This window comes from Variovorax stachyos (assembly GCF_051400855.1).
Taxonomy (GTDB): domain Bacteria; phylum Pseudomonadota; class Gammaproteobacteria; order Burkholderiales; family Burkholderiaceae_C; genus Variovorax.
Window position 1 is genome coordinate 23,214 of the sequence record NZ_JBLFFN010000001.1, and the last position, 23,075, is coordinate 46,288.

Genomic DNA, 23,075 nt, shown 5'->3' on the forward strand with positions numbered 1-23,075 from the left:
CCATCCGGGCGCTCTTAAAATGCCCGGTTCGCTGTGTCGAAGACTCGAACAGCCACCCCCCCAAGATGCTCACCTTCCAACAAATCATTCTCAAGCTGCAGTCCTACTGGGACGCCCAGGGTTGCGCGCTGCTGCAACCCTACGACATGGAGGTGGGGGCCGGCACCTCGCACACCGCGACCTTCCTGCGCGCGCTCGGCCCGGAGCCCTGGAAGGCCGCCTACGTGCAGCCCAGCCGGCGGCCCAAGGACGGACGCTACGGCGAGAACCCGAACCGGCTGCAGCACTATTACCAGTACCAGGTCGTGCTGAAGCCCGCGCCGGCCAACATCCTCGAGCTCTACCTGGGCTCGCTCGAGGCGCTGGGATTCGACCTGAAGAAGAACGACATCCGCTTCGTCGAGGACGATTGGGAGAACCCCACGCTCGGCGCGTGGGGCCTGGGCTGGGAGGTCTGGCTTAACGGCATGGAGGTGACGCAGTTCACCTACTTCCAGCAGGTCGGCGGCATCGACTGCCGGCCCATCACGGGCGAGATCACCTACGGCCTGGAACGCCTGGCCATGTACATCCAGGGCAAGGAAAGCATCTTCGACCTGCAATGGGCGCCCGGCATCAGCTATGGCGACGTGTACCACCAGAACGAGGTCGAGCAGTCGACCTACAACTTCGAGCACAGCGACGCGGACTTCCTGTTCACCGCCTTCGCCGCGCACGAGAAGCAGGCGAAACACCTGATGGAGCAGAAGCTCGCCCTGCCGGCCTACGAGCAGGTGCTCAAGGCGGCCCACAGCTTCAACCTGCTGGATGCACGCGGCGCCATCAGCGTGACCGAGCGCGCGGCCTACATCGGCCGCATCCGCAACCTCGCGCGCAGCGTGGCGCAGAGCTACTACGAAAGCCGTGAACGCCTCGGCTTCCCCTTGGCGCCGCGCGAGTGGGTGGCCGAGATGACGAAGAAGGCGGCCTGAGCGATGAGACGCCGGGCCGCTCCCAAGTCGAATAGCACCGCAGCGCGTAGCGCGGAGGTTGCCTACTGATGACCACAAAGAACAACCTGCTCGTCGAACTGTTCGTCGAGGAACTGCCACCGAAAGCGCTCAGGAAGCTGGGCGACGCCTTTGGCGGTGTGCTGCGCGACCAACTGGTGGCCCAGGGCCTGGCCGACGTGAGCTCGGTCCTCACGGCCTATGCCTCTCCGCGGCGGCTGGCGGCACACCTCACCAACGTCGGCGCGCAGGCCGCCGACCGCGCGGTCTCGCAGAAGCTGATGCCGGTGGCCGTGGGGCTCGATGCCGCCGGCCAGGCGACGCCGGCGCTGCTCAAGAAGCTGGCCGCGCTGGGCACCGATGCCACTGCCGTGCCCGGCCTGCGCCGCGCGATGGATGGCAAGGCCGAGGCCCTGTTCTTCGACAGCAGCGCCAAGGGCGCGACGCTGACCGAGGGCCTGCAGAAGGCACTGGCCGAAGCCATCGCGAAGCTGCCGATTCCCAAGGTCATGAGCTACCAGCTCGAAGCCGGCTGCGCGTTGCCCGGGTGGACCAGCGTGAGCTTCGTGCGTCCGGCGCACGGGTTGGTCGCGCTGCATGGCGATACCGTGGTGCCGGTCGAAGCGCTGGGCCTCCAGGCGGGGCGTGAGACCCATGGCCACCGCTTCGAGGCCCAGCGCGACCCGATCGTGCTGCGCGACGCCAACAGCTATGCCGTGCAGCTGGAGGAAGAAGGCGCGGTGATTGCCGGCTTCGAGGCGCGCCGCTTCGAAATCGCGCGCCAGCTGGCCGAGGCCGCGCTGTCGGCCGGTGTCGGCACGCAGCCGATCGACGACGAGGCGCTGCTCGACGAAGTCACTGCACTGGTCGAGCGCCCCAACGTGCTGGTCTGCCAATTCGAACGCGAGTTCCTCGGCGTGCCGCAGGAATGCCTCATCCTCACGATGAAGGCCAACCAGAAGTACTTTCCGCTCCTCGATGCCGCCGGGCGGCTCACCAACAAGTTCCTGGTGGTCAGCAACATCCGACCCGAAGACGCCAGCGCCGTGATCGGCGGCAACGAACGCGTGGTGCGCCCGCGGCTGGCCGACGCCAAGTTCTTCTTCGACCAGGACCGCAAGAAGTCACTCGCTTCGCGCGTCGAGTCGCTGGGCAAGGTGGTCTACCACAACAAGCTCGGCACGCAGGGCGAGCGCGTGGAGCGCGTCATGCGCATCGCGCACGCCATCGGCGAGCAATTGGGCGCGGCTTCGAGCGACCCGACCTTGGCCCGCCGCGCGGTGCAGGCGGCCCAGCTCGCCAAGGCCGACCTGGTGACCGACATGGTCGGCGAGTTCCCCGAGCTGCAGGGCATCATGGGCCGCTACTACGCGCTGCACGACGGCCTCGAGCATGCCGTGGCCGATGCGATCGAGGACCACTACAAGCCCCGCTTCGCCGGCGACGCACTGCCGCGTGGCCCGGTCGGCATCGTGGCCGCCCTGGCCGACAAGCTCGAGACGCTCGTGGGCATGTTCGGCATCGGCAACCTGCCGACCGGCGACCGCGACCCCTTCGCGCTGCGCCGCCACGCGCTGGGCGTGATCCGCATGCTGACCGAGCGCCAGCTGCCGCTGGGCGTGCGCGACCTGATCGGCCAGGCCTATGCCGCCTTCAACGCGCCCAAGGCCGGCGACCATCCGCTGGTCGACCCGACCGAGGCGCTCGAAGCCTTCATCTACGACCGCCTGGCCGGCAGCCTGCGCGAGCAGGGGGCCAGCGCGCAGGAAGTCGAGGCGGTGCTGGCGCCCGCGCCGCAGTGCCTGGGCGAGGTGCCCAAGCTGCTGGCCGCCGTGCGCGCCTTTGCGGCCCTGCCCGAGGCAGCGGCACTGGCCGCGGCCAACAAGCGCATCGGCAACATCCTCAAGAAATCGCCCGAAGCCGATGCGCACGTGAGCGAGCTGCTGCTGCAGGAGCCGGCCGAGAAGGCGCTGCACGCTGCCATGCAGAAGATCTTGCCCACCGCCAATGCGCAGTTCGAAGCCGGCGACTACACCGCCTCGCTGCAGACCCTGGCTGCGCTGCGTGGACCAGTCGACGCCTTCTTCGATGACGTGATGGTCAATGCCGACCAGTCCGACCTGCGGCTCAACCGCCTGGGGCTGCTGATGCTGCTGCACCGGGCCATGAACCGGGTGGCGCAGCTGGAGCGGCTGGCGGCGTGAAATCGGCTCAATAATTCTTGCCATGAACCGGCAGCTGCAACTGGATCAGTTTTCCTTGGCCCTGCATCGTCAGGCCATTGCTGCGCTGCGTCGCGAACCAGCGCTGCGCGCGCGAGCATGCGAAACCTTGAAGCGCTGGCGCGCGCGGGCCGGTGAAAGCCGGTCGGACCCGCTCTGGGTGGAATGGGAGCAGTTGCTCGATGCGGAGCTCCCCGAGTTGGAGCGGGCCGTCCTCGCCGAGTCGGATCATGCGACGCTGATGCGAAGCGTCTCGCCCTTGGGCAGCCTCGTCGATCAGCACGATCGGCTGGTGCTGCTGGAACGGGCACGCGAACAAGCCGATGCGCGATGAACCTTGACGAGCTCAAGCACGTGCTGCGGGCTTCGGCGGCCATTGCGAGCGAGAACTCCATGGTGGTCGTCGGAAGCCAAGCGGTCTTGCTCCTCATCGACAAGCCCCCTGAATCGCTGCTGGTCTCGCGCGAAGTCGATCTGTATCCGGCGCTTCATCCTGAACGCGCCGATCTGATCGACGGTGCCATCGGCATGCATTCCAGCTTCCATGAGACCTTTGGCTACTTCGCAGACGGTGTACGTCCAGAGACAGCGGTCATGCCCGCGGATTGGATGAGTCGCGCGAGTCTTCACTACATCGGGGACATCACGGCGATCTGTCCTGATCTCCACGACTTAACGGTGTCCAAATGCGTGGCCGGACGCGAGAAGGACGCCGATTTCGTTCGCGAGCTGCTGAGGCATGGGTTGGTGTCCGAATCCATCTTGAAGGAGCGCATCGCGATGCTGGATGGGGCGACTTATCCGTTGACGCACATCGGCCAATGGCTCGATCGTCGCCAGATTGAAGCGAAGAAGTCCTCATGAAAATCGTCATCCTCGATCGCAACGGCACGCTCAACGTGCACCGCGAGGACTTCGTCAAGAGCGACATCGAGTGGACGCCGCTGCCCGGCGCGCTCGAGGCGGTGGCGCGGCTCAACCATGCGGGATGGCATGTGGTGATCGCCTCCAACCAGTCCGGCCTCGGCCGCGGGCTGTTCGACGTCGCCTCGCTCAACGCGATGCACGCCAAGATGCACAAGATGCTGGCGGCGGTGGGCGGGCGCGTCGATGCGGTGTTCTATTGCCCGCACAGCCCCGACGAAAACTGCGAATGCCGCAAGCCCAAGCCGGGCCTGTTCCTCCAGATCGCCGAGCGCTATGGCGTGGATCTCGCCAACGTGCCGACCGCCGGCGACAGCCTGCGCGACATGCTGGCGGGCGCGGCGGCGGGGTGCGAGCCGCACCTGCTGCTGACCGGCATGGGCGCGGCCTGCCGCGGGGTGCCGCTGCCGCCCGAATACCCGCCGCAAACGCGCGTGCACGAAGACCTGGCGGCCTTCGTCGATTTCCTGCTGGAGCGCGAAGAGCGCAACGCACTCAACCTGGCCGTCTGATGTCCCTCCTCCGATCCATCGTCCACGCCCTGTGGATGCTCGTCACCGTGGTGCCATGGGGGATGATCATGGTGGTCAGCTCGCTGTGGAAGCGCGGCATCCCGCTGTACTGGATGGCGGCGCGCTGGCTCGGCTGGGCCATCGGCGGCGCCCGCGTGCTGCTGGGCATCGAGACGCGCGTCACCGGCATGGAGAACCTGCCGCAGGACAAGCTCGCCGGCTGCGTCCTGCTGGTGAAGCACCAGTCGACCTTCGAGACCTTCCTGATGCCGACCTTGATGCCGCATCCGCTGGCCTACGTGTTCAAGAAGGAGCTCATCTACGTGCCCTTCTTCGGCTGGGCGATGGCGCGGCTGGACATGATCCACATCGACCGCAGCCAGCGCACCCAGGCCTTCAACAAGGTGGTCGCGCAGGGCCGCGCGCTGCTGGCGCAGGGCATCTGGATCATCATGTTCCCGGAAGGCACCCGCATCCCGCGCGGGCAGCAGGGGATCTACAAGACCGGCGGCACACGGCTAGCCTGCGAGACCGGGGTGCCGGTGGTTCCCATTGCGGTGACCTCGGCCAAGGTCTGGCCGCGCAAGGCCTTCATCAAGCGCCCCGGCGTGGTGGATGTCTCCATCGGCCCTGCCATCCCCAGCGTCGGGCGCAAGCCCGACGAGCTGATGCGCGAGGTCGAGGCCTGGATCGAGGGCGAGATGCGCCGGCTCGACCCCGAGGCCTACGTCTCGGTGGAGACGGTGTCGGCCTGAGGACAGGCATCATGCGCAGCCTGCTGCAATTCACGCTCGACCTGTTCGACGCGCCGGTACCACCGCCGGCCCCTGCGCCGGCCCCACCGGCGCCTGTGGAGAGCGCCGCGCCTCCCGCGATCCCCTTGGCCGAGGCGATGAGCCCGGCCAGCTTCGTCCATCCGCGCGCCACGCGCGAGCTCAGGCTGGGCAATGCCCGCGTGGCCTACGAGTTCACGCGCGGCAAGCGCCGGACCATCGGATTCATCGTCGGCGCCGAGGGCTTGACAGTGCGCGCGCCGCGTTGGGTGGCACTGCGCGACGTCGATGCCGCGGTGAAGGAAAAGGCCGACTGGATCCTGCGCAAGCTGGCCGAGACGCAGCAGCGCCATGCCAGGCTGGAGGCGGCGCGCATCGAGTGGCGGGACGGCGTGAGCTTTCCGTTCCTGGGCGAGCCGGTGGTGGTGCGGCTCGATCCGCACCACCACTTCGAAGGCGTGGGCGCGATGCTCGATGCGGGTGTCGGCGCGCAGGCGCGCATCCTGCGCCTGGCGCTCGCGAAGAATGCCAGCCCGACCCAGATCCAGGATGCCGCGCAGGCCTGGCTGATGCGCCAGGCACGGCGCATCTTCACCGAGCGCCTGGACCACTTCGCGCCGCGCCTCGGCGTGTCCTGGAACAAGCTGACGCTGTCGAACGCCTCGACGCGCTGGGGTAGCGCCCGCGTCGACGGCGCGATCCGCCTGCACTGGCGCCTGGTGCACTTCCGGCTGCCGGTGATCGACTACGTGGTCGCCCACGAGCTGGCCCACCTGCGCGTGATGGACCACAGTGCGCGTTTCTGGGAAACCGTGGAGACGGTGGTACCGAACTACGACGATTTGCGGCAGCAACTCAAGGAGCAGCCTGTTCCTAAGTGGTGATGTCTTTTCTCCCTCCCCTCCGGGGGGGGGGCAGGGGCGGGGGCACACGGCGCTTCCATCGAGCGCCTGCCCCCATCCCAACCTTCCCCCGGAGGGGAAGGAGCTACCTCAGCGCGCGTGCGTGACGCCCCCATCGACCACCAGCGTCGAGCCCATCACGTAGTCGCCCGCACGTGAGGCCAGGTAGATCGCCGCCCCCGCCATGTCCTCCGGCTCGCCGATGCGACCGGCCGGAATGCGGCCCTTGATCTCGTCGCCGTGGTCGCGCGCGACCTTGTTCATGTCGGAGGCGAAGGCGCCTGGCGCGATCGCGCTGACGACGATGCGCTCCTGCGCCAGGCGCAATGCCATGCGGCGCGTGAGCTGGATCAGCCCGGCCTTGCTTGCCGCGTACGAGTACGTTTCCTGCGGATTGACCGAGATGCCATCGATCGAGGCGATGTTGATCACCTTCGCCAGGTGATCGGTGGCCGCCTTCCTGAGCATCGGCGTCAGCGCCTGGGTCAGGAAGAAGGGGGTCTTGAGGTTGAGGTCGACCACCTTGTCCCAACCGCTTTCGGGGAACTCCTCGTAGGGCGCGCCCCAGGCAGCGCCGGCGTTGTTGACCAGGATGTCCAGCGTGCTCTCGTGCCTGGCGTAGGCCTGGACCAGCGCGTGGGCGCCTTCGACGGTCGAGACGTCGGCCGGCAGCGAGATGCAGGGGCCGAAAGCGGAGAGCTCCTGCGCCGTCCGGTCGCAGGCCTCGGCCTTGCGTGCCGAGATGTAGACGCGCGCGCCCTGGGCCAGGAAGCCCTCGGCGATCATGCGGCCGATGCCGCGCGAGCCGCCGGTGACGAGGGCGGTGCGGCCGGCAAGAGAGAAGAGTCGGGTGGTGTCCATGCGCTGTGTCTCCTGAGGTTTGAAACAAGCTTAGTGCGCGCGGGCGCCGCCGGGCGTCACCTTGGCGCCACCGGCTCCGGCGCTTCGTCTTCGTCCAGCGCCCGCACCACCTCCTGCAGCGTGCGAGCGAGCTTGTCGCCGTCCAGCGGCTTGTGCAGGACGCGCGCCGCCACGGTCGAGAACTCGCGGAAGCGCGAGGGCGCGGTCTCGCCGGTCACGATCACCGCCGGCAGCGCCGGCCGTTGCTGGCGCACGCGTGCGATCACGTCCAGGCCGGTTTCTTCGCGCAGGCGGTAGTCCACGACCATCACGTCGGGCTCGAAGCCGTCGGCCAGCGCCTGCTGCGCCTTGGCGCCGGTGGACACACCCTTCACCGACCAACCCAGCTGGTGCAGGTAAGTGCACATCGCGGACAGCACCTCGGCTTCGTCGTCCACCAGCAGCACCGCAAGGCGCGTGCCGTCGGAGGCGCGCGCCTGGGTGGACGCGACTTCGGGACGGGTCTCGTCCATCGGCACCGCGGCGGGGAGGTGCAGGGTGAAGGTGGTGCCGCGGCCGGGTTCGCTGTCCAGGCCGATCTCGATCTTCAGCAGCTCGGCCGTGCGTCGCACGATCGCCAGGCCGAGGCCCAGCCCCTGGCTGCGGTCGCGCGAGGGATTGCCGATCTGGTAGAACTCCTCGAACACCCGCTCGCGCTCGTTCTCCGGAATGCCGGGGCCGGTATCGCTCACCCGCACCAGTACCCGGCCATCGGCGGCGGCTTCGGCCGACAACGTGACGCCGCCGCGGCTGGTGAACTTGATCGCGTTGTTCACCAGATTGCCGACGATGCGGATCAGCTGGTCGGCATCCGTCAGCCCCCAGAGCGGCGTCTGCGGCACCGTCACCTTCAGAAAGAGCCCCTGCTGCGCCGCCAGCGCTGCGTACTCGTCCCGCGAGGCGCGCAGCACGGCGCCGATCTCGTGCGGCGCAAACCGGGCCTCGATGGTGTGGGCGTCCAGGCGCGAGATGTCCAGCAGGCCGTCGAGCAGGCCGCTGCTCTGGCGCAGCGCGCTGCCGATGCCGCGGCTGACCTCCCTGAGCAGCGGGTCGGGCGAGCGGCGCGCCAGGATGTCGAGCGTGGTCGCGTTGATGGACAGCGCGTGCAGGGGCTGGCGCAGGTCATGACTCGCGGCCGCGAAGAAGCGGGTCTTGGCCTCGCTGGCGGCGGTGGCGCGGTCGCGCTCCTGGCGCACGGCCTCGGACAGCACGGCGTTGTCGTCGAGCACGTTCATGAGCTTGTTCAGCATGCGGCCCTGGTCCTTCACGGTGGCCAGCAGCATGAAATAGACGAGCAGGATGCCGGCCGCGAACATGTAGCCGATGGCGCCGCCGCGCCAGGCCCAGCCGCCGGCAAGAAAACAGAAGGTGAGGGTGCAGAAGCCGACGAAGGCGCGCTGCGAGCCCGCCACCGAGGCGGCGCCGATGGTGCAGCCGGCCATCAGCACCGCGGCCACTGCCATCGGCGCGAAGTCCCCCGGTGCGTGGAAGGCGAAGGGAACGATGGTCGCGGTCGAAACGCCGTTGTAGTCGAAGCCCCGCAGCAGCCGCGGCAGGTACTGCAGTTGGGTGTCCGGCTCGGCGCGTTCCACCGCCAGGCCCATGCGCCAGCGATACACCATCACGGCGCCGGTCATCACCAGCCAGGCCCACGGCCAGAATTCCACGCCCTGGCGCCAGACGATGAACGCGACCAGGATGTAGCCCAGGTAGTTGAGCGGCAGGCGCCGCGAGTACTGGAGGATCAGCTGCAGCCGGCGCTCCAGCACGCGCTGCTCGATACGCGCCTCGCGCGAGGCCGCGGCCAGGGGCATCGAGACCGAGATGGCTTCAGTCAATGCGCATGCCCTCGCGCGAGGCTTGGTAAGCGGCCTCGGTCCTGTTGCGTACGCCAAGCGCGGTGTAGACCGCGGTGAGGTGGGCCTTGACGGTGGATTCGGCGATATCGAGCTGGCGCGCGATCAGCTTGTTGGGCAGGCCGCGCGCCGCCGCGCGGTAGACGTCCATCTGGCGCGGGGTGAGGCCGGCGAGCCGCGGGTCGTGGTCGGCCGCCGCAGCGCCTTCCACCGCCGGCGGTGGGGCCGCGTTGAGGGTTTCGAGCGGCAGGAAGATGCGGCCGGCCAGCACCTGCTGGAGGGCCGCGACCATCATTTCCGAGCTGTACTTCTTGGGGATGAAGCCGCCCGCGCCCAGGTCCACCGTGTTGCGGATCATGGTGGCGTTGGTGTCGCCCGACAGCACCACGATGCGAGCCATGCAGCCGGCGTCGCGCAGCCGGCGAATCGATTCTTCGCCGTTGCAGTCGGCCAGGTGCCAGTCCAGCAGCACGAGGTCGAACTCGGCCAGCTCCACCAGCTTGATCGCAGTGCTCATGTCGCCCGCGGTCTCCACGCGCAGTTCAGGCACCAGGACGCTCAGCAGGTTCTTCATGCCCTGCAGGAACATCACGTGGTCGTCGATCATCAGTACGTTCATCGACGGGAGTATTCATCAGAACAGGCCCGGATTGAACGACCTTCGACTTTGGTCGAAGCGGGTTTGTCGGGAGCCGCGAGGCTCGCTCACAAGGCGAGCGAGCGAAGGCTTTCGAAGACGCGCGGCCGCCCGTCGAGCGGGTCGCGAAAGGCCAGTGACCTGGCCAGCAGCTGCAACGGGCGGTCGAAGTCGTCGGCGCCCTCCGGCAGCAGCGCGGGGTAGAGGGCGTCGTGGCGGATCGGCAGGCCCAGCGCGGCGCAATGCACGCGCAGCTGATGGCGGCGGCCTGTCAGCGGGGAAAGATGCAGCCGGGCCCAGCCGTCACGGGCCTCCAGCAGCTCGAAGCGGGTCTCGGCGTTGGGCTCGCCCGCCACCTCGCGCATGCGCATGAAATGCGTGTCGTCGACCAGGCGGCTGCGGCGCACGGCGGGCAGAGCCGGCGTGCCCTGCCACGGCACGATGGCCTCGTAGCCCTTGGTGATGGCGCGCGCGGCGAACAGCGCATGGTAGGCATGGCGCGTGGCCGGCTGGACCGAGAACAGCACCAGGCCGGCGGTCTCGCGGTCGATCCGGTGCAGGGGCGCGAGCTGGTCCAACCCCAGCTTGCGCTGCAGACGCACCAGCAGGCTCTGCTGCACATACTTGCCCACCGGCGCCACGGTCAGGAAGTGCGGCTTGTCCACCGCCAGCAGATGCTCGTCCCGGAACAGCACTGTCTCTTCGAAGGGCACGGGCCGCTCGTTGTCCAGCGAGCGGTAGTAGAAGACATGCAGCCGCGGCTGATACGGCCGGCTCGTCGTGAGGGGGACGCCGTGCTCGTCCACCACATCGCCCGCCCGCATGCGCGCTTCCCACGCGGCACGCGGGATGGCCGCGAAGCGCTCGCACAGGAACTCGGCGATGGTGGCCCAGGGGCCGGGCGGCAGGGCGACGCGGCTCGGGCCGACGCCATCGCGGGTGGGCAGCGGGGCGGCGGGCATGGCGGGCCTCAGGCGGCGGCAAGGGCCGAGGCGATCTCGCCCAGCCGCGGACGCGCCGCTGCCTCCGGCTGCGTGCAGCGCCTTTCGAGCTCGGCCCATCGTTCCAGCACGGCACGTTCCGCATCGTCCGCCGGGCGGCAGCGCGAGCGCAGCTCCCCGAGCAGCAGGCCGAAGGCGCGCGCCTCGATGCGTTGCAGCGCGAGGGCCTGATCCGCGTTGTCCGGCGGCAGGAAGGAGGCGGCACCGAAGTCGCCCAGCAGGCCGTTGCCCCCGCCGTCCCACAGGATGTTGTGGGCGTAGAGGTCGCCATGCACGATGCCGCGCGCGTGCAGCTGCGCGGCGGCCGAGGCGATGCCGCGGGCCAGCCGCAGGGCGGTTGTCACCGGCCAGGCGCCATCGGCATAGACGTCGCGGGTGCACGAATCCAGGCTCGGCGGCCCGGCCAGGTTGCGAAAGCGCGGGTCCACCAGCGCCAGCACCAAGCCCGATGTGCCCTCGGGGTGGTCCTGGACCCGGCCCTCGACCGCGATCAGGTTCGCATGTGCGCCGGCGGCGATGCAGGCTGCCATCTCGCTGTGCGGCCAGCCGTCGCTGGTCACCTCGCCCTTGAACAGCTTCACGGCCACCGGCCGAACGCTGCCGTCTTCCTGTTCCCAGTCGGCGCGGTAGATCACGCCGGAGGCGCCTTCGCCCAGCTTGTCGCGCAGCGACAGGTGCCGCCAGCCGACCGTCGGGATGGCCGCCGCCTCCACCGCCGCCGTCTCGGCGCGGTCGTCGAAGGGGTTGCCTGCGAAAGCCAGCCAGGCGAGCCGGGGCAGGGCGGTCAGCCAATCCGGCAGGGCCTCGAGGCGATTGGCCGAGATGCGCAGCAGTTCCAGTGCGCGGCAGGCGGCCAGTTCGGCCGGCAGGGTCTGGAGGCGATTGCCGGCGAGCATCAACTTCTGCAGCCGGGTGCAGCCGCCGATGGCAGGCGGCAGCGCATCGATCTCGTTGTCGGTCAGGATCAGCCAGCGCAGCGCGGGCGGCAGCGCCTCGGCCGGCACCGTACGGATGCGGTTGGCCTTGAAGCCGACCATGTCGAGGCTGCTGCACCGGCCCAGCGCAGCGGGCAGTTCGGTGAAGCGGTTGTTCGAGCAGAAGAGCACGCGCAACCGGTGCAGCCGGCCGAGGTCCTCGGGCAGCGCCGACAGTGCATTGCCCGAGAGCTCGAGCTCCTCCAGCGTGTCGGCCAGGGCGAAGATTTCGGGCGGAAACTCGGTCAAGCCGCAGCGCAGCGCAAGGCGCCGTGCCCCCGCCAGCTGCCCGCCACGCAGTTGATCCAGCGTGGTTGTCGGCCTCGCTGCACCTTCGGCTGCGATGCGACCACCTCCGGGTGGCCGAGCGGCGGTCATGAGAACACGCCGAAGCGCCAGGCGCCGTCCTCGCCCTTGCGCCGCTGCAGCTGTCCCTCGAACCACAGCAGGTGCAGGTGCGCCACGGTCTCGCCAAGGGCGAAGGTGGTCTGGTGGACATCGAGCGCACGCTTGAACAGGACCGGCAGCCCTTCCGCGCCAGTGAGCGGCTTGGCCGCGCAGGCCTCCAGCAGCTCGGCCAGGCGGTCGCGGTGGTGGTCCTGCAGCTGCTTCACGCGCTGGTGGATGCCGGTGAATGGCTTGCCGTGCGAGGGCAAGCCCAGCGCGTCGGCCGGGAGCGCGTTGAATCGCTCGATGCTGTCGAGGAACAGGCGCAGCGGGTTGGCCTCGGGCTCACCCGCATGGACGCTCACGTTGGTGGAGATGCGCGGCAGCATCATGTCGCCTCCCAGCAAGGCATTGAGCTCCTCGCAGTACAGAGAGATGTGCTCCGGCGCGTGCCCGTAGCCGCCGATGCAGCGCCAGGCACGCCCGCCGATGCGGACCGTGTCGCCGTCGAGCATGCGCACGAAACTCGCCGGCACCGACGGCACCATGTCGGCGTAGTAGCTGTTGCGACCGCGGATGACCGCAAGCGCCTCGGCATCAACCATGCCGTGCGAGACGAAGAAGTCCGCCGCAGCATCGCCGCCGGCCAGCGTGTCGCCGTTGCTGGTGAGCACGCGTGCGACGTGGTAGTCGGTCGAGCTGATCCACAGCGGCGCGTTCCAGCGCTGGCAGAGCCAGTCGGCCAGCCCGATGTGGTCAGGGTGCATGTGCGTCACGATCACGCGCAGGATCGGCAGGCCCTCGAGCTCGTTCGCGAAGACCTGCTCCCACTGCGCGCGCGAGGCCTCGTGCGCGATGCAGCAGTCCACCACCGTCCAGCCCTCTGCACCGTCGATGTTGTCGCGCAGCAGCCAGAGGTTGATATGGTCTAGCGCGAAGGGGAGCGCCATGCGCAGCCAGCGCACGCCCGGCGCCACTTCGAAGGTCCGGCCCGGCGCGGGCAGCGTGTCGCCGTGGGGGTAGTGGAGTTCGCGTTCGAGCAAGTTCATGTAGGATTGACGTTAACGTAAACGTCATGGGGAAGACCCATCATTGTAGGTAGTCAGGCCCGAAGCCGCTGTCGCCCGCGCAATTGACCAACCGCCCTACCCATGTCCTCGCAGACCTTCACCATCGGCGAACTCGCCCGCGAATTCGACCTCACCACGCGGGCGATCCGCTTCTACGAGGACGTGGGCCTGCTCGCCCCCGAGCGTGCCGGGCAGCAGCGCGTCTACACCGCGCGCGACCGGACGCGGCTCGCGCTCACGCTGCGGGCCAAGCGCCTGGGCCTGAAGCTCAACGAGGTGAAGGAAATCCTCGACATGTACGACAGCCCGCGCGACACCGTGCCGCAGCTGCAGCGCTTCCTCGGCGTGCTCGGCAGCCACCGCGCCCAGCTCGAGGCGCAGCTCGAGGAAATGCAGACCAATCTCGCCGAGATCCGCGCGCAGGAGAAGCAGGCCCGCGCCGCCCTGACTCGCGCCGCCAAGCCGAAGGCCCGCTGAGGCCTCATCATCGTCCCTCACTCACTATGCACGACCCCATGGACAACGACACGCCCGACAACCTGGATGATCTCTTCGCCCACAACCGCACGTGGGCAGCCCGCATGGAGCGGGATCGTCCCGGCTTCTTCACGAGCCTGGTGAAGCAGCAGACGCCCAAGTACATGTGGATCGGCTGCTCCGACAGCCGCGTGCCGGCCAACCAGATCACCGGGCTCGAGCCGGGCGAGGTGTTCGTGCATCGCAACGTCGCCAATATCGTGGTGCACTCGGACCTCAACGCGCTCTCGGCGATCCAGTTCGCCGTCGAGCGGCTCAAGGTCCAGCACATCATGGTGGTGGGCCACTACGGCTGCGCGGGCGTCAAGGCGGCGCTCGAAGGCGCGCGCATCGGGCTGGCCGACAACTGGATCCGCCATATCCAGGACGTGCGCGACCGCCACCGCGTGCTGCTCAGTTCCCTGCCGGAAGACCTGCGCGCCGATGCCCTGTGCGAGCTCAACGTGACGGAGCAGGTGGTCAACGTCGCTGTCAGCACGGTGATGGAAGATGCCTGGAGCCGTGGGCAGACCGTCTCCATCCACGGCTGGGCCTTCGGCGTGCACGACGGGCTGCTGCAGGACCTCGGCATGACGCTCAATGGCGGCAAGCCCGTCGAGGCCCTGTACAAGGCAGCCGTGCAGCGCATCCGCTACAAGTGGAGCAAGCGGGCCGAGGAGCCGCAGGCCGATGCCGACCCGGCGCAAGCCGAGTCCTGAACGCATGTTTCCCCAGCGCCTCGATTCCCCGCTTGCCTACGACATCGCCAAGGCGTTGCGCGACGGCTTCGACCGCCACTATCGGCTGTTCCGCGCCGAATCGGCGCGCGCCAAGCACCGCTTCGAGACCGCCGACTGGCACGGCCAGCAGCGGGCGCAGCGCGAGCGCATCGAGTTCTACGACCTGCGCGTGAGCGAGGCGGTGGCCCGGCTCGAGAAGGAGTTCAAGGCCGGCGAGCAGCCCATGGACGTCTGGCACCAGGTCAAGCTGCACTTCATCGGCCTCCTGGTCGACCACCACCAGCCCGAGCTGGCCGAGACCTTCTTCAACTCGGTCACGACCAAGATCCTGCACCGCGCCTACTTCCAGAACGACTTCATCTTCGTGCGGCCGGCCATCAGCACCGAGTACATCGAGCCGCGCGGCGCGCCCACCTACCGCGCCTACTACCCCGAGCCGCACACGCTGGCCGATACGGTTCGCCGGCTGCTCGAAGACTACGCGCTGCAGGGACGCTTTGCCGACATCCGGCGCGATGCCGAGCGCGTGGCGGCCGCCATCCTCGGGCGCTTCCATCAGGTCAAGCTGCGCGCGAACTTCCAGCTGCAGGTGCTGTCCGGCCTGTTCTACCGCAACAAGGGCGCCTACGTGGTGGGCAAGATCATGAACGGGTTCATCGAGCTGCCCTTCGCGCTGCCGATCCTGCATGACCGCGCCGGCAAGTTCTACATCGACGCCGCGCTCTTCGGCGAGGAAGACCTGCAGATGCTCTTCAGCTTCGCGCGGGCCTACTTCATGGTCGACATGGAGGTGCCTTCGGCGTACGTGCAGTTCCTGCGCTCGCTCATGCCGCGCAAGCCGCGCGCCGAGATCTACAGCGCCCTCGGGCTGGCCAAGCAGGGCAAGACGCTCTTCTACCGCGACTTCCTCTACCACCTGAACTACTCCACCGACCGGTTCCGCATCGCGCCCGGCATCAAGGGCATGGTGATGCTGGTGTTCGACCTGCCTTCCTTTCCCTACGTGTTCAAGGTCATCAAGGACTTCTACCCGCCGCAGAAGGACACCACACGCGAGCAGATCAAGAGCAAGTACATGCTGGTGAAGCAGCACGACCGCGTGGGCCGCATGGCCGACACGCTGGAGTACAGCGACGTCGGCTTCCCGCTGGACCGCTTCGAGCCCGAGCTGATCGAGGAGATCAGGCAGTTCGCGCCCAGCCAGCTCGAGATCGGCGACCGCGACGGCAACGGGGAGATGGAGCTGGTGCTCAAGCATGTCTACATCGAGCGCCGCATGATCCCGCTCAACATCTACCTGCAGGAGGCCTTCGACCAGCTCGAGCATCCCGAGCACGCCCACCGGGCGAGCCAGCAGCTGGAGCACGCGGTCATCGAGTACGGCAATGCCATCAAGGACATGGTCGCTGCCAACATCTTCCCCGGCGACATGCTGTGGAAGAACTTCGGCGTCGCGCGCGGCGGCAAGGTGGTGTTCTACGACTACGACGAGATCGAATACCTCACCGAGTGCAACTTCCGCCGCGTGCCGGAGGCTCGCACCGAGGAGGACGAGATGAGCGGCGAGGTCTGGTACTCGGTGGGCCCGAAGGACGTGTTCCCCGAGACTTTCGGCCCCTTCCTGCTCGGCAACGAGGCAGTGCGCGAGGCCTTCATGGCCCACCACGCCGACCTGCTCGATGCCGCCTTCTGGCAGAGCCACAAGGAGCGCATCCAGGCCGGCCAGATGCTGGACGTTTTTCCCTACGACGAGGCGCAGCGCTTTCAGCATGATGGCCATGCACCTTACTTCTGAAATGAAATCGCGGGCCCTCGAGCTCGTATTCCTCTTCAACTTCACAAGGAGCACTTCATGTCCGAATCGATCGTCATCGTAGGCGCCGCGCGCACCCCCATGGGCGGCTTCCAGGGCGACTTTTCTTCCCTCGCCGCGCATGACCTGGGCGGGGTCGCCATCAAGGCGGCCGTCGAGCGAGCGGGCATTGCGCCCGACACGGTGGGCGAGGTGCTGTTCGGCAACTGCCTGATGGCCGGCCAGGGCCAGGCACCGGCCCGCCAGGCGGCCTACAAGGGCGGCCTGCCCGACAGCGCCGGCGCCGTCACCCTGAGCAAGATGTGCGGCTCGGCCATGAAGGCCGCGATGCTCGCGCACGACCTGCTGCTGGCCGGCACGCACGAGGTGATGGTCGCCGGCGGCATGGAGAGCATGACCAACGCGCCCTACCTCATGCTCAAGGGCCGCGGCGGCTACCGCATGGGCCACGACCGCATCTTCGACCACATGATGCTCGACGGGCTGGAGGACGCGTACCAGCCGGGCCGCTCGATGGGCACCTTCGGCGAGGATTGTGCGGCCAAGTACAAGTTCACGCGCCAGCAGCAGGACGAGTTCGCGATCGCCAGCGTGGAGCGCGCCAAGGCCGCCACCACCTCGGGTGCCTTCAAGGCCGAGATCGCGCCGGTGCTGGTCAAGGGCCGCGGCGGCGACACCCTGGTCGAGATCGACGAGGGTCCGGGCAAGGTCAAGCTCGACAAGATTCCCACGCTCAAGCCGGCCTTCAAGAAGGAGGGCGGCACCATCACCGCCGCCTCCAGCTCCTCGATCAACGACGGCGCCGCGGCGCTGGTCATGATGACCGAGAGCACCGCGAAGAAGCTGGGCGCCAAGCCCATCGCGCGCGTCCTCGGCCACGCCACCCATGCGCAGCAGCCCGAGTGGTTCTCGACCGCGCCGGTGGGCGCGGTGGCCAAGCTCTTCAAGAAGACCGGATGGGGCGTGAAGGACGTGGACCTGTGGGAAGTCAACGAGGCCTTCGCGGTGGTGCCGATGGCGCTGATGCACGAGCTCGACGTCTCGCACGCGGTGGTCAACGTGCATGGCGGCGCCTGCGCGCTGGGCCACCCGATCGGCGCCAGCGGCGCGCGCATCATGGTCACGCTGATCCATGCGCTCCAGCAAAAGGGCAAGAAGCGCGGCGTCGCCACGTTGTGCATCGGCGGCGGCGAGGGCACGGCGGTCGCGCTCGAACTGGTCTGAAGCCGCGGGCACGATAACTGCTGCTGCAGCAACGTGAAGGCGCCGACCATCGGCCCAGGGCGCCTTCGCTCGATGCGCAACCCCTGCCGATGCCGGAGCCTTGAATGCCCTCACCGATCTCGCAGGCCCAGTTCAGGAAGCTTCGCCTGCTGCTCGGCCAGGGGCGGGTGGGCTCGGTCTATACCTACCTGGCCGATCACGGCTACTACTACGCATGCTGGGCCGCCGGCGAGGTCCACGGCAACTCGCCGGCCGAGCCGCGGCCCGGCACTGTGCCGGGCCTGCGCCTGGAAACGGGGCAGAACCTGCAGGCCGGTGAGCTCACGCAGATCCGGCTCGCCATGGCCTGCGGCTACCTCGACGCCCTGGGCCTGCAGTTCGACAAGGGCCCCCTGATCACGCGCGACGTCACGGCGGAAGAGACTGCCGAGTTCCATGGCGAGGTCTTTCGCGCTCATTTTCTTGGTCTCAGCGACTGGTCGCTCCACATCCCGTTCGAGCAACAGGAGAAGGCCGGCGGCCTCGAGGCCGTCGAGCGCTACTGGCAAGGCGTGCTGCGCACCTCCGCGCAGTTGAACGCGCGAGCCATCGCGCGGGCCGCCGCGGCCCTGCTGGCCGCTTGAAGGGCACGCCCGATTCATTCACACCTTCTGACGCGCCGCGCGCCCACTGACATTTTTTGGCCGCTCTTTTCGGCAGGGCGTGACATTTCTTGGCCCGCCGCGCACGCGGGCCAGAGAAGGCGAGCGCTCCCTAGAATGACGGATTCCCCAACCCTCGGAGAACTCCTTCATGCACCTGGCCTTCCATCGCCACGCGCTCGCCGCGCTGCTCGCTGCCCCTTTGCTCACGCCCGCTGCCTGGAGCCAGACGCGTGACGACGCGCTGTTCAGCGCGGCCACGGCCGAGCAGCCCGCGGTGGTCAAGACGCTGGAGCGGCTGGTGAACATCGAGACCGGCACCGGCGATGCCGAAGGCCTGGCCGCGGCCGGCAAGGTCTTCGAGGACGAGCTCAAGGCGCTGGGCTTCACCGTCACGCGCAGCAAGTCGGCCGGCATCGTCGTCGGCGACAACATCGTCGGCAAGCTCAAGGGCAATGGCGGCAAGAACATCCTGCTGATGTCGCACATGGACACGGTGTACCCGAAGGGCATCCTGGCCAAGGCGCCGTTCCGCCTCGAGGGCAACAAGGCCTACGGCCCCGGCATTGCCGACGACAAGGGCGGCAACGCCGTGATCCTGCATACGCTCAAGCTGCTGAAGGCGCGCGGCTTCCAGGACTTCGGCACGATCACCGTGCTGTTCAACACCGACGAGGAAAAGGGTTCCTTCGGTTCACGCGACCTGATCCAGGAAGAGGCGAAGGCCAGCGACTACGTGCTGTCCTTCGAGCCCACCGGCGCCGAATCCGAGAAGCTGTCGCTCGGCACCTCGGGCATCGCCTATGTGCAGGTCAACATCAAGGGGAAGGCCTCGCACGCGGGCGCCGCGCCCGAGCTCGGCGTCAACGCCCTGGTCGAAGCCTCCGACCTGGTGCTGCGCACCATGGACCTCGACGACAAGTCGAAGAACCTTCGGTTCAACTGGACCATCGCCAAGGCCGGCGCGGTCTCCAACATCATCCCCGACAGCGCCAGTCTCAATGCCGACGTGCGCTACGCGCGCAACGAGGACCTGGAGGCCGCGATGAAGACGCTGGAAGAGCGCGCCCAGAAGAAGAAGCTCAAGGACGCCGAGGTCAAGGTGCTGGTCACCCGCGGCCGCCCGGCCTTCAATGCGGGCGAGGGCGGCAGGAAACTGGTCGACAAGGCGGTGGCCTACTACAAGGAGGCCGGCGGCACGCTGGGCATCGAGGAGCGCACCGGCGGCGGCACCGATGCGGCCTACGCCGCACTCTCGGGCAAGCCGGTGATCGAGAGCCTGGGCCTGCCCGGCTTCGGTTATCACAGCGACTCGGCCGAGTACGTGATGATCGACGCCATCCCACGCCGCCTGTACATGGCCAGCAGGCTGATCATGGATCTCGGCGCCTCCAGGTAAGCGCCGGCAAGGAGCCCCGCATGCTGCTGACCCCCGACCACGAAGCGATCCGCGACGCCGTGCGCGCCTTCGCGCAGGCCGAGCTCTGGCCCAACGCGCCGCGCTGGGACCGCGAGCACCTCTTCCCGAAAGAAGCCCACGCAGGCCTGGCGGCGCTGGGCGCCTACGGCATCTGCGTGCCCGAGGAGGACGGCGGCGCCGGCCTCGACTACCTGACGCTGGCCCTCGTGCTCGAAGAGATCGCGGCCGGCGACGGCGGCACCAGCACTGCGATCAGCGTCACCAACTGCCCGGTCAACGCCATCCTCATGCGCTACGGCAATGCGGCGCAGAAAAAGAAGTGGCTGCAGCCGCTCGCGCAGGGACAGATGCTGGGTGCCTTCTGCCTGACCGAGCCGCAGGCCGGCAGCGACGCCTCTTCGCTGCGCACCACCGCGCGCAAGGATGCGGACGGCTGGGTGATCGACGGCGTCAAGCAGTTCATCACCAGCGGCAAGAACGGCCAGGTCGCGATCGTGATCGCCGTCACCGACAAGGGCGCGGGCAAGCGCGGCATGAGCGCCTTCATCGTGCCTACCGACGCGCCCGGCTACACGGTGGCCCGGCTCGAAGACAAGCTCGGCCAGCATTCGAGCGACACCGCGCAGATCAACTTCGACGCCTGCCGCATCCCGGCCGAGAACCTGATCGGCCAGGAAGGCGAGGGCTACAAGATCGCGCTCGGCGCGCTGGAGGGCGGCCGCATCGGCATCGCCGCGCAGAGCGTGGGCATGGCGCGCAGCGCCTTCGAGGTGGCGCTGGCCTACGCCAAGGAGCGGCAGGCCTTCGGCGGCTCGATCTTCGAGCAGCAGGCGGTGGGCTTCAGGCTCGCTGAATGCGCGACCCAGCTCGAGGCGGCGCGCCAGCTGATCTGGCATGCGGCCAGCCTGCGCGATGCGGGCCTGCCCTGCCTGAAGGAGGCCGCGATGGCCAAGCTGTTCGCCAGCGAGATGGCCGAGCGCGTCTGCAGCGCGGCCATCCAGACGCTGGGCGGCTACGGCTACGTCAACGACTTTCCGCTGGAGCGGATCTACCGCGACGTGCGCGTGTGCCAGATCTACGAAGGCACGTCGGACATCCAGAAGCTGCTGATCCATCGAGCGCTGGCCTGAAGCGCTGTCGCGGCGTCATCGATACGGATGACAGACAGGCACGGCGCGGCGGCGCACCATCGAGTCTTCGTTTCACGGAGGCGTCTGTCATGTCCCTCGACCGTCGCGCATCGTCCGTCCGCACCGCCACGCTCGCGCTGTGCGCCGCTGCCCTCGCTTCATCCGCGGGTGCGCAAGGTGCGCCGCTGGACCTCGCCATGCTGACCGCCAGCGAAGCTGCGCAGCGCCTGTGCGCCGGCTCGCTGACCAGCGAGCAACTGGTGACGGCCTATCTCGCACAGGCCAAGGCCAAGCCGCAACTCAATGCCTTCATCACGCTGGACGAGGCAGGGGCCCTCAAGGCCGCGAGGGCTGCGGATGCGACGCGCCGCCGCGGCGGCCCCTGCAAGCCGATGGATGGCCTGCCGGTGGCGATCAAGGACAACATCCAGGTCCAAGGCCTGCCGGCCAGCGCCGGCACGCCCGCGCTCAAGGGCTTCATCGCCAGCGCCGATGCGCCGGTGGTAGCGAAGCTGCGCGCCGCCGGTGCCGTGGTGCTGGGCAAGACCCACATGCATGAGCTGGCCTTCGGCGTGAGCGGCTACAACCCGGCCTTCCAGACCGGGCCCGAGGTAGGCGTGCGCAATGCCTACGATACGACGCGCATCGCCGGCGGTTCCTCCTCGGGCAACGGCGCAGCGCTGGGCGCGCGCATGGCGCCCGCCGCGCTGGGTACCGATACCGGCGGCTCGGTGCGCATCCCCTGCGCCTTCAACGGCTGCGCCGCGCTGCGCCCCACCATGGGCCGCTACTCGCAGCAGGGCATCGTGCCGATCTCTCATACGCGCGACACGGCCGGGCCGATGGCGCTCTCGGTGGCCGACCTGGCGCTGCTCGACCGCGTCATCACCGGCGGCACGCCGGTGGTGCCTGCGGACCTCAAGCGCGTGCGGCTGGGCGTCGCGAAGGCGTTCTATGCCAACCTCGACGAAGACACCCGCAGTGCCACCGATGCGGCCCTGGCCAAGCTGCGCGGCGCGGGCGTCACGCTCGTCGATGTCGAGATGCCCAGGCTGGCCGAGCTCAACAGCGCCGTCAGCTTTCCTGTCGCGCTGTACGAGATCCATGACGACCTGGCGAGCTACCTCGCGAAGTACCGTGCCGGCGTCGACATCGGCCAGGTGGCCGCGGGCATTGCCAGCCCCGACGTCAAGAGCACCTTCGAAGGCCTGGTGCTGCCGCGCAAGCTGCCGGCGGCGCAGGGCGTGGTCGATGCCAAGCCCGCCTACGACAACGCGATGCGCAAGGCACGTCCGGCCCTGCAGAAGCTCTACCGCGACACGTTCACGAAACACCGGCTCGACGCGCTGGTCTTCCCCACCGTGCCGCGCGTGGCGCTGGCCGCCACGCCCGAGTCCAGCAGCGTGGAGAACTTCGGCCTCCTCATCCAGAACACCGACCCCGGCAGCAACGCCGGCATCCCGGGCCTGCAGCTGCCCGCCGGGCTTGGGGCATCGAGCGGCTTGCCCGTGGGGCTGGAACTCGATGGGCCGGCGGGCAGCGACCGCCGGCTGCTGGCGGTGGGGCTCGCAGTCGAGGGGGCCCTGGGGCGTTTGCCTCCGCCGAAGTAGTCGGCACGGCGCCGCCGGAGCGCCGAAGAAAAAGTGTTGATCGTTGCAGGACCTGCTGCCGCGCTGCTGGCGTGCGGCCCGGAAGGCTCAGCGCCCCGGCACCCACGCCGCCAGCGCGGAGCGTCGCTCGATGCCAAGCTTGCCGAAGATGCGCCGCAGATAGGTGCGCACGGTCGGCACGCCGACACCCGCACGCCGCGCGATCTCCTTGTCGGTCAGGCCTTCGCACACCGCTCGTGCGACCTGTTGCTCGCGCGCACTCAGGCTGGACCAGGCAGCCTCGCGCGCGGCGGCCGGCGAGGCCTTTCGCTGCGCGCGCTGCAAGGCGCCGATGAAGGCCGGTTCGACCAGATCCAGCAGCGCGGTCTCGTGCGTGCCGAAGTCCCCGCGGCCGCGGCGCCGCCAGATCCGCAGGTCGCCTAGCGCGTGCTCGCCCTCGAATGCATGCAGGTTCATGCCCCAGTGAAGGCCGTCGCGCGACAGGAAGTCGTTGAAGAAGGCGCTGCGCATCAGCGTGCGCTGCGGCATCACTTCGGTCACGCGGGTGGCGCGGCGGCGCGACTGCAGCACGAAGGTGATGGGATCGTGATGCTGGTGCCACTGCGCATAGCGGTCGAGGTTGCTCGGCTCCATGTTGAGCGCAACGCGCTTCCCGAAAGTGCCGCTGTCCGCATCCCACACGAAGGAGGCGAACTGGTCCGCCCGCAGCAAGTCCAGCAGCGCCCAGCCCAGGCGCTCGCGGATCTCGCGCTCGCCCTGGTCCTCCGCAAGCAGCGCGAAGATGCCGCGCAGCGCGTGCTGTTCCGAAGCCTTCAGATACATGGCCGTTCTCCT

General features: G+C 68.5%; 22 protein-coding genes. 15 read left to right on the forward strand and 7 right to left on the reverse strand.

The genetic code is table 11. The features are described from left to right. The first annotated feature begins 65 nt into the window (after positions 1-65). From glyQ to ACMGEZ_RS00155, 7 genes are all read left to right on the forward strand, one after another. Positions 66-971: a glycine--tRNA ligase subunit alpha gene (glyQ, locus tag ACMGEZ_RS00125; protein ID WP_436820224.1), complete on the forward strand. Its 906-nt coding sequence runs from the start codon at positions 66-68 to the stop codon at positions 969-971. Positions 972-1,039: 68 nt separating this feature from the next. Further along, positions 1,040-3,193, forward strand: a complete 2,154-nt coding sequence (glyS, locus tag ACMGEZ_RS00130) for a glycine--tRNA ligase subunit beta (protein ID WP_436820225.1) — start codon at positions 1,040-1,042, stop codon at positions 3,191-3,193. A 22-nt stretch (positions 3,194-3,215) separates the two neighbouring features. Then, on the forward strand, positions 3,216-3,545 hold the full coding sequence (locus ACMGEZ_RS00135; RefSeq protein WP_436820226.1) for a hypothetical protein: 330 nt from the start codon (positions 3,216-3,218) through the stop codon (positions 3,543-3,545). Beyond that, on the forward strand, positions 3,542-4,075 hold the full coding sequence (locus tag ACMGEZ_RS00140; RefSeq protein ID WP_436820227.1) for a DUF6036 family nucleotidyltransferase: 534 nt from the start codon (positions 3,542-3,544) through the stop codon (positions 4,073-4,075). The genes ACMGEZ_RS00135 and ACMGEZ_RS00140 overlap by 4 nt, the downstream gene beginning before the upstream one ends. Further along, positions 4,072-4,647 (forward strand): D-glycero-beta-D-manno-heptose 1,7-bisphosphate 7-phosphatase, encoded by a 576-nt coding sequence (gene gmhB, locus ACMGEZ_RS00145; protein WP_436820228.1) that lies wholly within the window; start codon positions 4,072-4,074, stop codon positions 4,645-4,647. The genes ACMGEZ_RS00140 and gmhB overlap by 4 nt, the downstream gene beginning before the upstream one ends. Next, the gene (locus tag ACMGEZ_RS00150; protein ID WP_436820229.1) at positions 4,647-5,402 is read left to right on the forward strand and encodes a lysophospholipid acyltransferase family protein; all 756 of its coding nucleotides are present in this window, start codon (positions 4,647-4,649) and stop codon (positions 5,400-5,402) included. Before gmhB ends, ACMGEZ_RS00150 begins: the two co-directional genes overlap by 1 nt. Positions 5,403-5,413: 11 nt before the next feature. Next, complete coding sequence (locus tag ACMGEZ_RS00155) at positions 5,414-6,304, forward strand: M48 family metallopeptidase (RefSeq protein ID WP_436820230.1); 891 nt, start codon at positions 5,414-5,416, stop codon at positions 6,302-6,304. A 108-nt stretch (positions 6,305-6,412) separates the two neighbouring features. Here the strand turns inward: ACMGEZ_RS00155 and ACMGEZ_RS00160 are convergent, their stop codons facing one another. The 6 genes from ACMGEZ_RS00160 to ACMGEZ_RS00185 all read right to left on the reverse strand — a co-directional run bounded on the left by ACMGEZ_RS00160 (position 6,413) and on the right by ACMGEZ_RS00185 (position 13,126). After that, on the reverse strand, positions 6,413-7,183 hold the full coding sequence (locus ACMGEZ_RS00160; protein WP_436820231.1) for an SDR family oxidoreductase: 771 nt from the start codon (positions 7,181-7,183) through the stop codon (positions 6,413-6,415). A 56-nt stretch (positions 7,184-7,239) separates the two neighbouring features. Further along, a complete protein-coding gene (locus ACMGEZ_RS00165) occupies positions 7,240-9,060 on the reverse strand; it encodes a sensor histidine kinase (protein WP_436820232.1) in 1,821 nt (606 codons plus the stop codon). After that, positions 9,053-9,697: a response regulator gene (locus ACMGEZ_RS00170; protein WP_436820233.1), complete on the reverse strand. Its 645-nt coding sequence runs from the start codon at positions 9,695-9,697 to the stop codon at positions 9,053-9,055. Before ACMGEZ_RS00170 ends, ACMGEZ_RS00165 begins: the two co-directional genes overlap by 8 nt. 86 nt (positions 9,698-9,783) lie before the next feature. After that, positions 9,784-10,677 (reverse strand): pseudouridine synthase, encoded by an 894-nt coding sequence (locus ACMGEZ_RS00175; protein WP_436820234.1) that lies wholly within the window; start codon positions 10,675-10,677, stop codon positions 9,784-9,786. Positions 10,678-10,685: 8 nt separating this feature from the next. Continuing rightward, the gene (locus ACMGEZ_RS00180; protein ID WP_436820235.1) at positions 10,686-12,068 is read right to left on the reverse strand and encodes a leucine-rich repeat-containing protein kinase family protein; all 1,383 of its coding nucleotides are present in this window, start codon (positions 12,066-12,068) and stop codon (positions 10,686-10,688) included. Continuing rightward, a complete protein-coding gene (locus tag ACMGEZ_RS00185; RefSeq protein ID WP_436820236.1) occupies positions 12,065-13,126 on the reverse strand; it encodes an MBL fold metallo-hydrolase in 1,062 nt (353 codons plus the stop codon). The genes ACMGEZ_RS00180 and ACMGEZ_RS00185 overlap by 4 nt, the downstream gene beginning before the upstream one ends. 102 nt (positions 13,127-13,228) lie before the next feature. On the opposite strand from ACMGEZ_RS00185, the gene ACMGEZ_RS00190 reads away from it, so the two are divergent. The 8 genes from ACMGEZ_RS00190 to iaaH all read left to right on the forward strand — a co-directional run bounded on the left by ACMGEZ_RS00190 (position 13,229) and on the right by iaaH (position 22,241). After that, positions 13,229-13,624, forward strand: a complete 396-nt coding sequence (locus tag ACMGEZ_RS00190; protein ID WP_436820237.1) for a MerR family transcriptional regulator — start codon at positions 13,229-13,231, stop codon at positions 13,622-13,624. Between the two features lie 38 nt (positions 13,625-13,662). After that, positions 13,663-14,382 carry a carbonate dehydratase gene (gene can / locus ACMGEZ_RS00195; RefSeq protein WP_436820238.1) on the forward strand — a complete coding sequence of 240 codons (720 nt, stop codon included), beginning with the start codon at positions 13,663-13,665 and terminating at the stop codon, positions 14,380-14,382. Positions 14,383-14,386: 4 nt separating this feature from the next. Then, entirely contained in the window at positions 14,387-16,198 is a 1,812-nt protein-coding gene (gene aceK / locus ACMGEZ_RS00200; RefSeq protein WP_436820239.1) for a bifunctional isocitrate dehydrogenase kinase/phosphatase, read from the forward strand. A gap of 57 nt (positions 16,199-16,255) precedes the next feature. Next, positions 16,256-17,440 carry an acetyl-CoA C-acyltransferase gene (locus ACMGEZ_RS00205; RefSeq protein ID WP_436820240.1) on the forward strand — a complete coding sequence of 395 codons (1,185 nt, stop codon included), beginning with the start codon at positions 16,256-16,258 and terminating at the stop codon, positions 17,438-17,440. Between the two features lie 104 nt (positions 17,441-17,544). Beyond that, on the forward strand, positions 17,545-18,063 hold the full coding sequence (locus tag ACMGEZ_RS00210; RefSeq protein WP_436820241.1) for a hypothetical protein: 519 nt from the start codon (positions 17,545-17,547) through the stop codon (positions 18,061-18,063). A gap of 169 nt (positions 18,064-18,232) precedes the next feature. Then, a complete protein-coding gene (locus ACMGEZ_RS00215; RefSeq protein ID WP_436820242.1) occupies positions 18,233-19,480 on the forward strand; it encodes a glutamate carboxypeptidase in 1,248 nt (415 codons plus the stop codon). 20 nt (positions 19,481-19,500) lie between these two features. Then, positions 19,501-20,631 (forward strand): acyl-CoA dehydrogenase family protein, encoded by a 1,131-nt coding sequence (locus tag ACMGEZ_RS00220; protein WP_436820243.1) that lies wholly within the window; start codon positions 19,501-19,503, stop codon positions 20,629-20,631. Between the two features lie 197 nt (positions 20,632-20,828). After that, positions 20,829-22,241 carry an indoleacetamide hydrolase gene (gene iaaH, locus ACMGEZ_RS00225; protein WP_436820791.1) on the forward strand — a complete coding sequence of 471 codons (1,413 nt, stop codon included), beginning with the start codon at positions 20,829-20,831 and terminating at the stop codon, positions 22,239-22,241. Between the two features lie 87 nt (positions 22,242-22,328). Here iaaH and ACMGEZ_RS00230 read toward each other — a convergent pair whose 3' ends face one another. After that, the gene (locus ACMGEZ_RS00230; RefSeq protein ID WP_436820244.1) at positions 22,329-23,063 is read right to left on the reverse strand and encodes a helix-turn-helix transcriptional regulator; all 735 of its coding nucleotides are present in this window, start codon (positions 23,061-23,063) and stop codon (positions 22,329-22,331) included. Positions 23,064-23,075: the final 12 nt, after the last annotated feature.

Coding starts and splice junctions, on each gene's coding strand:
- glyQ (WP_436820224.1), top strand. CDS start 66: ATGCTCACCTTCCAACAAATCATTCTCAAGCTGCAGTCCTACTGGGAC.
- glyS (WP_436820225.1), top strand. CDS start 1,040: ATGACCACAAAGAACAACCTGCTCGTCGAACTGTTCGTCGAGGAACTG.
- ACMGEZ_RS00135 (WP_436820226.1), top strand. CDS start 3,216: ATGAACCGGCAGCTGCAACTGGATCAGTTTTCCTTGGCCCTGCATCGT.
- ACMGEZ_RS00140 (WP_436820227.1), top strand. CDS start 3,542: ATGAACCTTGACGAGCTCAAGCACGTGCTGCGGGCTTCGGCGGCCATT.
- gmhB (WP_436820228.1), top strand. CDS start 4,072: ATGAAAATCGTCATCCTCGATCGCAACGGCACGCTCAACGTGCACCGC.
- ACMGEZ_RS00150 (WP_436820229.1), top strand. CDS start 4,647: ATGTCCCTCCTCCGATCCATCGTCCACGCCCTGTGGATGCTCGTCACC.
- ACMGEZ_RS00155 (WP_436820230.1), top strand. CDS start 5,414: ATGCGCAGCCTGCTGCAATTCACGCTCGACCTGTTCGACGCGCCGGTA.
- ACMGEZ_RS00160 (WP_436820231.1), bottom strand. CDS start 7,183: ATGGACACCACCCGACTCTTCTCTCTTGCCGGCCGCACCGCCCTCGTC.
- ACMGEZ_RS00170 (WP_436820233.1), bottom strand. CDS start 9,697: ATGAACGTACTGATGATCGACGACCACGTGATGTTCCTGCAGGGCATG.
- ACMGEZ_RS00175 (WP_436820234.1), bottom strand. CDS start 10,677: ATGCCCGCCGCCCCGCTGCCCACCCGCGATGGCGTCGGCCCGAGCCGC.
- ACMGEZ_RS00180 (WP_436820235.1), bottom strand. CDS start 12,068: ATGACCGCCGCTCGGCCACCCGGAGGTGGTCGCATCGCAGCCGAAGGT.
- ACMGEZ_RS00185 (WP_436820236.1), bottom strand. CDS start 13,126: ATGAACTTGCTCGAACGCGAACTCCACTACCCCCACGGCGACACGCTG.
- ACMGEZ_RS00190 (WP_436820237.1), top strand. CDS start 13,229: ATGTCCTCGCAGACCTTCACCATCGGCGAACTCGCCCGCGAATTCGAC.
- can (WP_436820238.1), top strand. CDS start 13,663: ATGGACAACGACACGCCCGACAACCTGGATGATCTCTTCGCCCACAAC.
- aceK (WP_436820239.1), top strand. CDS start 14,387: ATGTTTCCCCAGCGCCTCGATTCCCCGCTTGCCTACGACATCGCCAAG.
- ACMGEZ_RS00205 (WP_436820240.1), top strand. CDS start 16,256: ATGTCCGAATCGATCGTCATCGTAGGCGCCGCGCGCACCCCCATGGGC.
- ACMGEZ_RS00210 (WP_436820241.1), top strand. CDS start 17,545: ATGCCCTCACCGATCTCGCAGGCCCAGTTCAGGAAGCTTCGCCTGCTG.
- ACMGEZ_RS00215 (WP_436820242.1), top strand. CDS start 18,233: ATGCACCTGGCCTTCCATCGCCACGCGCTCGCCGCGCTGCTCGCTGCC.
- ACMGEZ_RS00220 (WP_436820243.1), top strand. CDS start 19,501: ATGCTGCTGACCCCCGACCACGAAGCGATCCGCGACGCCGTGCGCGCC.
- iaaH (WP_436820791.1), top strand. CDS start 20,829: ATGCTGACCGCCAGCGAAGCTGCGCAGCGCCTGTGCGCCGGCTCGCTG.
- ACMGEZ_RS00230 (WP_436820244.1), bottom strand. CDS start 23,063: ATGTATCTGAAGGCTTCGGAACAGCACGCGCTGCGCGGCATCTTCGCG.